The following is an 11,774-nucleotide window of genomic DNA, read 5'->3' as shown; positions in this document are numbered from 1 at the left end:
AGCGCGGCTTCCGAGCACGCCGGTTTCGTTCCGGCCCGGGAAGCCTTCGATCGCAACGGCCACGACCGCGAACGGCCACGGCGGTGCCGCGGTCAGCACCATGGAATCCCGGCGCCCGGCCGGTACGGCGGCCCGGCCGAGGACGCGGCGCCGCGGCGCCGGCCGGAATCACGGTCGGCGGCGCGCAACGGCCAGGAAGCGCGCCCACCGCGCCGGCCGGCGAACCATCCGCCCACCAGCACGCAGCCGGTCGCGCGGGGGTCCGGCGGCAACGGCGGGGTCAAACGCGCGGTGGTCATCGGCGGTATCGCCGGGGCCGCGGTCGTCGGCGGTGTGCTGTTCTTCAACTCCACCGATTCGGGCGACAGCGGTTCGGCGCAGGCGGACACCTCGACCAGCGCCACCGTCTCGAAGTCGCCCGACACCCCGGCGGCGAGCGGTCCCGCGCTCGGCTCCACGGCCAGTACCGGCTCGGTCGAATGGGTCCAGGCGGGCCAACTGATCGAGCAGTTCTATCTCGATCCCGCCGGTTCCTGGTCGCTGCTCACCCCCGCCGCACAGCAGGTGTACGGCAGTCAGCAGGAGTTCCAGCAGTACTGGTCGACCCGCACGGTGGACAATTTCAGCCGGATCGAGGCGTACAAGGGCAACAATCCCGACGGTTCGGTGGATATGCGGGTGAACAACCTCAGTTACGGAGGCCAGACCCGCAATCCGACCCTGCGGATCGTCAGTTCCGGCAGCGGTCTGCTGATCGACAGCGATACCCGCTGACCGCCGGCCGGCTCCGGGGACACCCGGGGGCCGGCCGGGTTACGGTGTGCGACATGGATATCCGGGGGATGCTCGCCGACGAGCGCGCCGAAATGACCGCCCTGCTGCGAGAGCTGTCCGAGGCGGAGTGGGACGCGCCCACCCTGTGCACCGGCTGGCGGGTGCGGGAGCTGGTGGCGCATCTGCGCTACGACAGCATCCCGCTCACCGAATACGCCGGGTTCACGGTACGCAACCGCTTCTCCATCGACGGTGTCAACAACGCCATGGCCGCGGTCGGTACCCGGCGGACACCGGCGCAGCTGCTGGCGGAGTTCGCCGCGGCTCCGGGCTCGGTATCGCGCTGGTGGCCCCGTCTTGGTCTCGCCGACCTGTTCGTCCACCAGCAGGACATCCGCCGCCCGCTCGGCCGGGCCCGCGATATCCCCGCCGACCGGTTGCGCGCGGTACTCGACCGGCCCGACCCCTTCGCCCGCCCCGGCCGGTATACGAAGGGGTTACAGTTCGTCGCCACAGATTTCGACTGGGTCAAAGGGTCCGGTCCTCCGGTACGGGGCCGCGGCGAGGCGCTAGCGTTGGCGATGGTAGGCCGTCCGGCGGTCCTCGACGAACTCGAGGGCGAGGGGGTGGCGGAACTGCGTCGCCGCTGCAGCTGAACATCAGAGTTCGCTCCACCGATGGGAGACGCGCACATGACCGAGTCCGCGCTGTCCGCGATGGGCAGGATGGTCGGGGAATGGAAGACGACCACCAGCCGGTACCCCGATATCACCGGGCATACGGCGATCGAGTGGATGCCCGACGCACGGTTCCTGACGGTCCGTTATACGGTCCCCGATCCCGCGATCAGCTGGACCTGGCTCGTCGGCGCCGACGATCTGTACGAGGAGCGCCTCGTCATCCTGCACTACGACCAGTTCGGTGAGCACCGCGTCTACCAGGGTTCCTTCGACGGGCCGCTGTGGCGGGTGTGGCGCGATGCGCCCGGCCATTCCCAGCGGTTCACCGGGAACCTGGACGAGACGAGTACCACATTCCGCGCCACCTGGGAGCGTTCGGACTCCGAACTGGATCCGCGCAGCTGGGAACACTGGCTCGATTTCGTCTATACACGGATCTCCTGATCACCGACCACGCGGATATTCGGTGGTAGCGGCCCGTTAGGCTGGAACGGCACCTTGTGCTGATGTAGCCAGGCCGGAGACAAGGATCGAAACCACCATGACATCCCGTATCGAGCTCGCCCGCGTGGATCTGCGCGGTCGCACTCCCACGACCGCGCAACTGCGCACCGCGCTGCCGCGCGGTGGTGTCGATGTGGACTCGGTACTGCATCAGGTGCGGCCGGTGGTGGAGGCCGTCCGCGACCGTGGCGCGACCGCGGCGCTGGAATTCGGCGCGAAATTCGACGGGGTCACCCCCGACGCGGTACGCGTGCCGGCCCAGCGGCTCGCTGCGGCGCTGGACGAACTCGATCCGGCGGTACGCGCCGCGCTCGAGGTCGCGATCGACCGCACCCGCGCGGTCCACGCCGATCAGCGGCGCACCGACACCACCACCGAGGTGGTCCCGGGCGGGACGGTGACCGAACGCTGGGTGCCGGTGGAGCGGGTCGGGCTGTACGTACCCGGCGGTAACGCGGTCTATCCGTCCAGTGTCGTGATGAACGTGGTCCCGGCCCAGGCCGCCGGGGTGGAATCGCTGGTGGTCGCCTCGCCGCCGCAGCAGCAGTTCGGCGGGCTCCCGCATCCCACCGTCCTGGCCGCCGCCCGGCTGCTCGGCGTCGATGAGGTGTGGGCGGTCGGCGGGGCCCAGGCGGTGGCGCTGCTGTCCTACGGCGGGACCGATACCGACGGCGCCGAGCTCCTGCCGGTCGATCTGATCACCGGTCCCGGCAATATCTATGTGACCGCCGCCAAACGGCTCTGCCGCGGCCTGGTCGGGATCGACGCCGAAGCCGGCCCCACCGAGATCGCCGTCCTGGCCGACGCCACCGCCGATCCGGTGCACGTGGCCGCCGACCTCATCAGCCAGGCCGAACACGATGTGCTCGCCGCCAGTGTGCTGGTGACCGACAGCCCCGAGCTGGCCGACGCGGTGGACGCGGCGCTGACCGCGCAGCTGACGGTGGTGAAGCATGCCGATCGGGTCACCACCGCACTGACCGGGACGCAATCGGGCACCGTGCTGGTCGACGATATCGAGCAGGGCCTGCGGGTGGTCAACGCCTACGCCGCCGAACACCTGGAGATCCAGACCGCCGACGCCGCCGCGGTGGCCGCGCGGGTGCGCAGCGCGGGCGCGGTCTTCGTCGGTCCCTACGCCCCGGTCAGCCTGGGTGACTACTGCGCCGGATCCAATCACGTCCTGCCCACGGCCGGGTGCGCCCGGCACTCGTCCGGGCTCAGCGTGCAGACCTTCCTGCGCGGAATCCACGTGGTGGAGTACAGCGAGACTGCCCTGAAAGACGTGGCCGGACATGTGGTCGCGCTGGCCGATGCCGAGGACCTGCCCGCGCACGGCCAGGCCGTCCGCGCGCGTTTCGAGGCGCTGTCGTGACCGCCGCCGACGCCGCGGCGACCCCCGCGACCACGATTCCCGGGTCCGCCATCGGACTCGACGCGCTGCCGCTGCGGGAGAACCTGCGCGGCAAATCCCCCTACGGCGCCCCGCAACTCAGCGTGCCGGTGCAGCTCAACACCAACGAGAATCCGCATCCGCCGAGCCGGGCGCTGATCGAGGATGTGGCCGAGGCGGTCCGGGCCGCGGCCGCCGGCCTGCACCGCTATCCGGATCGCGACGCGGTGGCCCTGCGCGCCGATCTCGCCGCCTACCTCACCCGGCAGACCGGGATCGCGGTGGACACGGCCAATGTGTGGGCGGCCAACGGATCCAACGAGATCCTGCAGCAGCTGTTGCAGGCGTTCGGCGGGCCCGGCCGGCGGGCACTGGGTTTCGTGCCCTCGTATTCGATGCATCCGATCATCTCCGAGGGCATCGATACCGAATGGGTCGAGGCGAAGCGGGGTCCCGATTTCGCGATCGATATCGACGCCGCCCTCGCCGCCATCGCCGAACGGCGGCCCGATGTGGTCTTCGTGACGAGCCCGAACAACCCCACCGGGCACAGTATCGCGCCCACGGATCTGGCCCGCATCCTCGACGCGGCCCCCGGAATCGTCATCGTGGACGAGGCCTACGCGGAGTTCTCCGCCGCGCCCAGTGCCATCGGCCTGATCGACCGCTACCCGGCCAAGCTGGTGGTCAGCCGGACGATGAGCAAGGCGTTCGCCTTCGCCGGCGGCCGCCTCGGCTACCTCGTCGCCGCTCCCGCGGTCGTCGACGCCCTGCTGCTGGTGCGGTTGCCCTACCACCTGTCGGTGGTCACCCAGGCCGCGGCACGGGCCGCGCTGCGCCATGCCGACGAGACACTGGCGAGCGTCGCCGAACTGGCCGCGCAGCGTGACCGGGTCGCCGGGGGGCTGACCGAGATGGGGTACGAGGTGGTGCCCAGCGACGCGAACTTCCTGCTGTTCGGGAAGTTCGAGGATTCCGCGCGCGCCTGGCAGCACTACCTGGACGAAGGTGTGCTCATCCGGGATGTCGGGATCGGCGGTTACCTGCGCGCCACCATCGGGCTGGCCGCGGAGAACGACGAATTCCTGCGGGTCAGCGCGAAACTGGCCGCCACCGAACCGACAGCGCACAGCTGATCACCGAGACGGAAGTGAGTATGAACCGAACCGCGCGGGTGGAGCGCACCACCAAGGAATCCAGCATTGTGGTGGAACTGGATCTCGACGGCACCGGCAGGACCGATATCGCCACCGGGGTGCCGTTCTACGACCATATGCTCACCGCGCTCGGCACCCACGCCAGTTTCGACCTGACCGTGCGCGCCGACGGCGATATCGAGATCGAGGCGCACCACACCGTCGAGGACACCGCCATCGTCTTCGGCCAGGCCCTCGGGCAGGCGCTCGGTGACAAGAAGGGCATCCGCCGTTTCGGCGACGCCTACATTCCGATGGACGAGACCCTGGCGCACGCCGCGGTGGACGTCTCGGGACGGCCCTACTGCGTGCACACCGGCGAACCCGACCACCTGCTGCACGCGGTGATCCCCGGCGCGCCGGTGCGCGGCCGCAACGAGCCCGGGGCACCGTATTCGACGGTGCTCAACCGGCACGTCTTCGAATCGATCGCCCTCAATGCGCGGATCGCGTTGCATGTCCGGGTGCTCTACGGCCGCGACCAGCATCATGTGACCGAAGCCGAGTACAAGGCGGTGGCCCGCGCCCTGCGCGCCGCCGTGGAACCCGATCCGCGCGTCCAGGGTGTGCCCTCGACGAAGGGAGCGCTCTGATGCCGATGCCCCGATACCGCTATGGCTGCGCCGCCGCGACCGCGGCCCACGAGCACGGTCCCGCGGCCCCGCAGGTATCACGCACGGAGGTAGTGCGGTGACCTCGGTGGTGCTGTTGGACTACGGGTCCGGCAATCTGCACTCGGCAGAGCGCGCGCTGGTCCGGGCGGGCGCACAGGTCGAGGTGACCGCCGATCCCGAGGCCGCGCTCGCCGCCGACGGCCTGGTGGTCCCCGGTGTCGGCGCGTTCGCGGCCTGTATGGCCGGTCTGCGGGAAGTGCGCGGCGAGCGGATCATCGGGCAGCGGCTCGCCGGTGGGCGGCCGGTGCTGGGCATCTGTGTGGGAATGCAGATTCTGTTCGACCGCGGTGTCGAGTTCGGGGTGGAGACCGAGGGATGCGGGGAATGGCCCGGCACCGTCGACAAACTGGACGCGCCGGTGCTCCCGCATATGGGTTGGAACACCGTCACCGCCCCGGCCGACAGCGTGCTCTTCGCGGGGATGGACCCCGCCACCCGCTTCTATTTCGTGCACACCTACGCCGCCCGCAACTGGGAACTGCCACCCAGTGACCACCTCGCCGCCCCCGGACTGACCTGGTGCGAGTACGGCACCGGCCGGTTCCTGGCCGCGGTGGAGAACGGAGCCCTCTCGGCGACGCAGTTCCACCCGGAGAAGTCGGGCGACGCGGGAGCACAGCTGCTGTCCAACTGGGTGAAATCCCTCTGATCGCCGCCGCCCGCTACGCCGCGCATTTGGCGTTCGGCGGTGGCGGGGGCGCCGCCACGACACCGCGGGCGACATCGACCACGTAATCGCGGTTGCCGTCGAGTGGTTCGGTGCCGAGCGCGAGCCGCTCCACCACACACCCCGCCTCGAACAGGGCCGGGCCGACATTGTGGCGTCCCGGTTCGACCGCTCCGGTCAGGGTGCGCCCGCTCACGATCGAGTACAGCGTGCTGGGTTTTCCGGCGAGCATCAGCGCGGCCCGCATCTGGGTGCTGGCCGCGAACGGCACCACCTCGTCGGCGGTGCCGTGGACGAGGAAGGCATGCCGGATGCCCATCCGGCCGGCCTGTAGTGCCGGCGACCGTTCCGCATAGGCGAGCGGGCAGGTCAGGGGGACGCAGTTACCCGCGTCGCGCTGGATCTGCGCCTGCAGCGCGGGATAGTCCGACGCGGGCCCGGCCCAGTGCGTGGCCAGATCGGAGGGACCGAATGTATCGACCCAGTAGTCGAACAATCCGGCCGGGCCGTAGGCGGCGGCCAGGCCGGAGGTCATCGCACCCTGACTCCAGCCCCACAGGATGGTGCGCGCGACGCCGGGATGCGCGCCCTTGTACCACTGGGTCGCGGCGACCAGGTCCTGCCAGCCGGCCCACAGGTTCCACTCCCCCGTACGCCACTGGGCACTGCCCCGCATATCCATGGACAGGACCGGGGTCCCGGCCCGCGCGGCGATCGCGGTGACGTACTCGGCGTACTGGGCGGACGACCCCTTGTGCCCGTGCGCCGCGACGATCAGCGCGTTCCCGACCGCGCAGCCGTGCGGTTCGTAGACCAGTCCGGTGGCCTGCTCGCCCTGGACCGGTATGGAGACCGGGCGGGTCTGGACCGAGCACGCCTGGGTCGCGCCGGCGGGCGCGGCGGCCGGCAGGGTCGCCGCCGACGCCGCCAACAGCACCCCGGCCAGGAAGCTCATCACGCGTCTGCTCATCCTTCGAATATTCCACGGCCCGCCCTACATTCGCCGCAACCGCGCCGCGGGTTGTCGGATCCCGCCGTTAGCATCCGGGCATGTATTCGATCAGTACCGCGCAGCGCCGGGCCCGGATCGGCGTCCGGCACCGGCTCGCCGGCGCGCATCGCGGCGCCGACCCGCTCGAGATCGTGCGGTCGCTGGTGGTGCTGCACGCGACCGATCCGGCCACCGTGCACCTGTCCGTGGCGGCACGCGGTCACGATCTGGGCCCCGCGCAGGTGGAGCGGGCACTGTACGAGGACCGGTCGCTGGTGCGCATGCTGGCCATGCGGCGCACCATGTTCGTCGCACCGGCCGGCCTGGTCCCTGTGCTGCACGCCGCCTGCGGCGCCGATCTGGCCGCCCGACAACGCCGGACCTACGCGCGGTACCTGGACCAGGCGGGTATCGGCGGGGGTGATGCGGCGTCGTGGCTCGCCGAGGTCGCCGACCGTACGCATCGGGCACTGCTGGCCCGGGGTAGCGCGACCGGGGCACAGCTGAGCAAGGACGTTCCCGAACTGCGCACGCAGATCAATACGGCGCCGGAGAAGTCGTATTCACGGCCGACGAGTATCACCAGCTGGGTGCTGGTACTTCTCGGTACCGAGGGCCGGATCGTGCGGGCACGGCCGAACGGCACCTGGTCGAGCAGCCAGTACTCGTGGGCGCCGGTGGAATCCTGGCTGTCCGGGCCGCTGCCCGAACTCGGGGTCGACGACGCGCGCACCGAACTGGTCCGGGCCTGGTTGCAGACGTTCGGTCCGGCGCCGATCGGTGATATCAAGTGGTGGACCGGGTGGACGCTGGGTCAGGTGCGCAAGGCGTTGGCCGCGCTGGACACGGTGGAGGTCGAGTTGGACGGCGGCACCGGAATACTCCTGGCCGACGACCTGGAACCGGTGGCCGATCCGCCGCCGTGGGCCGCGCTACTGCCCGCACTGGATCCCACTCCGATGGGCTGGCAGTCGCGCGCCTGGTATCTGGGGGAACATCAAGAGCTGCTGTTCGATCGCAACGGCAATATCGGGCCGAGCATCTGGTACGACGGCCGGATCGTCGGCGGCTGGGCCCAGCGCAAGGACGGCGAGATCGTGACCCGGCTGCTGGAGGATATCGGCGCGGACGCCACCGCGCTGGTCGGGGCGGAGGCCGAACGCGCCGCCGGCTGGTTCGGCGCGGTACGCCCGATCCCGCGGTTCCGCACTCCGCTGGAGCGGGAACTCACCGCGTGAAACCGGACACTCCGGCGAAGTAGATTGCCCGGTATGCGAATCCGTGTCTTCCGAGAAACCGACCGTGACGCGTTGCGGCTGCTGTTCGTCCGAGCCGGAGCGGATTCCCCGACCGAGAGTTTGTGGGGACACCCGGAATCGGAGGCCGCGATCTACCTCGAACCGTATATGGACCACGAGCCGGAGTCGTTGTTCCTCGCCGAAGACGACGGTGTGCTGGTCGGTTACCTCACCGGCTGTCTCGACGGCGCGACGTTCCCCGGCGAGGACGCCCGGATAGCGCAGGCCATCCGGGCGCACCGCCTGATACTGCGGCGGCGTCCGGTCGCGTTCTTCGCCCGCAGCGCCTTCGACGCGGCCGCCACGGCCTTGCGCCGTTCCCCGACCGCCGGTGAGATCCATGATCCGCGCTGGCCGGCGCATCTGCACATCAATATGGCACCCGAGGCCCGGGGCACCGGCGCGGCGGCGGGGCTGATGGAGCGCTGGTTCGAGCGGTTGAGCGCGGCCGGGTCCCCGGGCTGTCATCTGCAGACCCTGGTCGAGAACACCCGGGCCGTACGCTTCTTCGAGCGAATGGGATTCACCCCTTACGGCGCCACCCCGCCGGTACCCGGTCTGCGGTACCGGGGTGGGCGAGTCCATCAGCGAACCATGGTCCGCGACTGCTGATTTCGCGGATGCGCTCCGTCACCCCGGTGGTGCGCCGCCGGAAACGGCCGACCAACTGTCGCTGGCCACGGCGGCGAGCTCGGTCCGGGACGAGACGCCGAGTCGGGTGTACAGGCGAGTGAGATGGGCCTCGACGGTTTTCTCGCTGACATGGAGTTCTTCGGAGATCTGCCGGTTGGTCCGCCCGAGTACCACCCGGGCCACGATCTCGGTCTGCCGCTCGGTCAGGTCGCCGAACCGGTCCGTGGTCGCTCGTGGTCGGTCGCGTCGCCGCGGCGACCGGCGTCCGCCGACCCGATGCATGCCCAGGCGGGCCTGCTCGGCCAACCGGGCCGCCCCGCAGATCTCCGCGGTGCTCAGCACGCTGTCGAACTCCCGCTCGGCGGCGGCGGCATCGTGGTCGGACAGGGCGTGCGCGAGCAGCAATCTCGCCCGGGCCGCCTCCACCGGTGTTCCGGCTGCCTCGTACGCGGCAACGGACTGCTCGGCGGTAGCGCGGGCAGCGGCAGCGTCACCGCAGGTCAGCTGGATTCTGGCCCGGCAGTATCTGGCGTCCCCGGCGCGCATGGACAACATCGGCATCGCCTCGGCGATGCACTCGACCTGGCGCGTGGTCTGCTCGGCGGCGTCGATGCGCCCGAGCGCGAGTTCGCCGTCGACGAGGTAGCGGTAGAAGTACGGCATCGTGGTCGGGAACATCGACCGCTGGTCGGGTCCGCCGGCCACGGCGAGCAGTTCGCGGCGACCGTGGCGGAAGCGGCCCGCTTCGATGAGGGCGACCCCGTGGACCAGCGGAGCATGCCAGGCGAACAGGGCAGTCGGCGCCTGCGCGTTCACCCGGACCGCCAGCGCGCCGGAGGCGAGGGATTCGGCGGTCCGGCCCAGCAGCATCAACAGCCAGCAGCGTGTCGCCTCGGTCAGCGCCACCATCGGCGAGTTGCCGAGCAGCAGCGCACTTTCCACAGCGTTCGCGGCCGCCGCGAGCCCGGCCTCCAACCGGCCCTGCATGAGGAAGGCGAGTGCGTGCAGATGCTGGAGTTCCACCAGATGCCTACCGTGCCCGGTATCCCGGGAGAGCTGGATACCGCGCGCCGCGTGCGCGGCCGCGGACGCGAACCGTTCCAGCGATATCTCGGCGTAGGTCACATTGGTGAGCCCGTCCAGCAGGTCGGGCGCGGCCTCGGTATCGGTCAGCGCGTCCAGCGCCGCGGCGGCCTCGTCGAGGTGGGCCGACGCGTGTACGAGCGAATCCCCGCACTGCAGAGTGCCCATATAGGCACCGGCCGCGGTCGCGGCCAGATACAACCGCCGATCGCCGCGGTTCCGCGCACTGTGGCGCACCTGCCGGGTGACCCGGACCGCTTCCTCCCAGTGGCGCGTCATCAGATGGTTCTTGGCCAGCTCGAGCTGGAGCGCGCCCGCCGCGGAACTGTCCGGTGGGGTCAGCGCCAATGCCGCGGTCAGCAGCCGCCCCCCTTCGGTGGCGTTGCCGAGCCCCTGCTCGGTCAGCGCGATCCGGGTCAGCACACCGGCGCGATCGGTGACGGCAGCGGCGGGTATGAGGTCCAGCGCGTGCCGCAGCACCTCGCTGCTCTCGCCGAGACGGCCGGCCGCGTTCAGCGCGTCGGCGAGCGAAAAGGACAGCGAGAGCCGATGTCCGGCCGGTGCGTCGTCGCTCAGCAGACGCAGGGCCGCCCGGAACCAGCGCACCGCCGCAGCCGGTGCGCGGGGGGCCACCGCCACGCCCGCCCGGGTGAGCAGGGTGATCGCCTGTTCGTCGCCGACCGTGCCACAGCGCTCCCAGTGGTGGGCGCGTATCGACAGTGCCGCACCGCGCCGGGCCAGCGCTGCCGCCGCGCGGCGATGCGCCCGGGTCCGCCATCCGTAGCCGGCGCCCTCGTAGACGGCGAGGCGGACGATGGGATGCCGGAACGTCAGTCGGCCCGGCGTCGCCGACCCGTGCACGATCCCGGCTTCCACCACTTCGTTGGTCGCGCGGCGAGCCTGCGCGGGGGTCAGTTCACTGATCTCGACCGCCAGATCCCATTCGACCGTGTTACCGGCCACGGCCGCGCCGTGCAGCAGTCGACGGGCCTCGGGAGACAGTGCGCGGACCTCCTGTGCCAGCGCCGCGCGGACCGCGGCGGGAATCTCGGCCGGACCGGCGCCGGAATCGGCGGGCTCGGTGGTCGCCGATCGCCGCCAGACCCGGGCGAGTTCCTGGAGGTAGAAGGGATTACCGCCGCACTGGTCGTGCAGTCGCGCCAGTTCGCCCTCGTCGAGGTTTTCGTCGTGCACGAGTTCGGCGGTTTCGCCCGGCGACAGCGCCGCGAGCTCCAGCACGGTGAGGGTGCGATCGTAGGCGGCACGGTACAGGGCCGCGGAGGCGATATCGGGAAGCGACGGACTGCGATGGGCCAGCAGCAGCATCAACCGGGGTGACCGGTGCCGCAACAGGTGCACGACCGCTTCGACGGAGGAGTGATCGGCCCACTGCACATCGTCGAGCACCAGCAGCACCGGGCGCCGGGCCGCGAGCCGATGCAGTATCGTCCGGATGGCGTGATGGCAGCGATGGCGTTCGATCTGCAAAGTGGTCGCCGAGGGCGTTGCCCACCCCGCCAGCGAGGGCAGCAGCCGGCCGAGTTCGGCCAGGCTGTCGCGACCGACGGCGGTGAGGTCGGCGCGGCGCAACGTGCTCAGGGGCTCGTCGAGGGCGTCTATCACTGCCGCGTAGGGAATCGCGTGCCCGAGTTCGGTACCGCCCCCGTGCATCACCTGAAAACCCAGCGCCGCGGCCCGGTCGGCGGCTTCCCGCAACAACCGGGTCTTCCCGATACCCGGTTCACCGGTGATCAGGACGGCACCGTCGGCCCCCTGCCGGGTGGCGAGCAACGCCGCCTGGATCACCTGCAGTTCCGCCGTCCTGCCCACCAGGGGCAGGCCATCTCGTCCCGGTGACATCACCGATCCGCTACCTCCGGG

Annotated in this window: 10 protein-coding genes and 1 pseudogene; 9 read left to right on the top strand and 2 right to left on the bottom strand. The window is 70.7% G+C overall.

All coding sequences use genetic code 11. From position 1 onward, the window contains the following. From ON38_RS08785 to hisH, 7 genes and pseudogenes are all read left to right on the top strand, one after another. Positions 1-774: pseudogene (locus ON38_RS08785) on the top strand (serine/threonine protein kinase); the annotation flags it as partial. Positions 775-827: 53 nt separating this feature from the next. Beyond that, on the top strand, positions 828-1,430 hold the full coding sequence (locus tag ON38_RS08780) for a maleylpyruvate isomerase family mycothiol-dependent enzyme (RefSeq protein ID WP_039823843.1): 603 nt from the start codon (positions 828-830) through the stop codon (positions 1,428-1,430). Positions 1,431-1,466: 36 nt separating this feature from the next. Next, a complete protein-coding gene (locus tag ON38_RS08775) occupies positions 1,467-1,898 on the top strand; it encodes a hypothetical protein (RefSeq protein ID WP_039823842.1) in 432 nt (143 codons plus the stop codon). Positions 1,899-1,995: 97 nt separating this feature from the next. Further along, positions 1,996-3,333, top strand: a complete 1,338-nt coding sequence (hisD, locus tag ON38_RS08770; protein ID WP_039823840.1) for a histidinol dehydrogenase — start codon at positions 1,996-1,998, stop codon at positions 3,331-3,333. Continuing rightward, on the top strand, positions 3,330-4,487 hold the full coding sequence (locus ON38_RS08765) for a histidinol-phosphate transaminase (protein WP_051164516.1): 1,158 nt from the start codon (positions 3,330-3,332) through the stop codon (positions 4,485-4,487). Before hisD ends, ON38_RS08765 begins: the two co-directional genes overlap by 4 nt. A 20-nt stretch (positions 4,488-4,507) precedes the next feature. Next, positions 4,508-5,140 (top strand): imidazoleglycerol-phosphate dehydratase HisB, encoded by a 633-nt coding sequence (gene hisB, locus ON38_RS08760; protein WP_039823839.1) that lies wholly within the window; start codon positions 4,508-4,510, stop codon positions 5,138-5,140. Between the two features lie 106 nt (positions 5,141-5,246). Beyond that, the gene (gene hisH / locus ON38_RS08755) at positions 5,247-5,870 is read left to right on the top strand and encodes an imidazole glycerol phosphate synthase subunit HisH (RefSeq protein ID WP_373281199.1); all 624 of its coding nucleotides are present in this window, start codon (positions 5,247-5,249) and stop codon (positions 5,868-5,870) included. Positions 5,871-5,883: 13 nt separating this feature from the next. On the opposite strand, the gene ON38_RS08750 is transcribed toward hisH, so the two are convergent. Then, on the bottom strand, positions 5,884-6,858 hold the full coding sequence (locus ON38_RS08750; RefSeq protein ID WP_245563970.1) for an alpha/beta hydrolase family protein: 975 nt from the start codon (positions 6,856-6,858) through the stop codon (positions 5,884-5,886). An 80-nt stretch (positions 6,859-6,938) separates the two neighbouring features. On the opposite strand from ON38_RS08750, the gene ON38_RS08745 reads away from it, so the two are divergent. Both ON38_RS08745 and ON38_RS08740 read left to right on the top strand, forming a co-directional pair. Further along, entirely contained in the window at positions 6,939-8,117 is a 1,179-nt protein-coding gene (locus ON38_RS08745; RefSeq protein ID WP_039823836.1) for a winged helix DNA-binding domain-containing protein, read from the top strand. A 33-nt stretch (positions 8,118-8,150) separates the two neighbouring features. Beyond that, positions 8,151-8,789, top strand: coding sequence for a GNAT family N-acetyltransferase (locus ON38_RS08740; protein ID WP_039823834.1), 639 nt, complete (start codon positions 8,151-8,153; stop codon positions 8,787-8,789). 18 nt (positions 8,790-8,807) lie between these two features. Here ON38_RS08740 and ON38_RS08735 read toward each other — a convergent pair whose 3' ends face one another. Next, positions 8,808-11,753: a helix-turn-helix transcriptional regulator gene (locus tag ON38_RS08735; RefSeq protein ID WP_083872436.1), complete on the bottom strand. Its 2,946-nt coding sequence runs from the start codon at positions 11,751-11,753 to the stop codon at positions 8,808-8,810. Positions 11,754-11,774: the final 21 nt, after the last annotated feature.

Source organism: Nocardia testacea NBRC 100365 (genome assembly GCF_000308775.1).
GTDB lineage: Bacteria > Actinomycetota > Actinomycetes > Mycobacteriales > Mycobacteriaceae > Nocardia > Nocardia testacea.
Note: the sequence above shows the minus strand (reverse complement) of the source record. Positions and strands in the feature narration are given on the sequence as shown.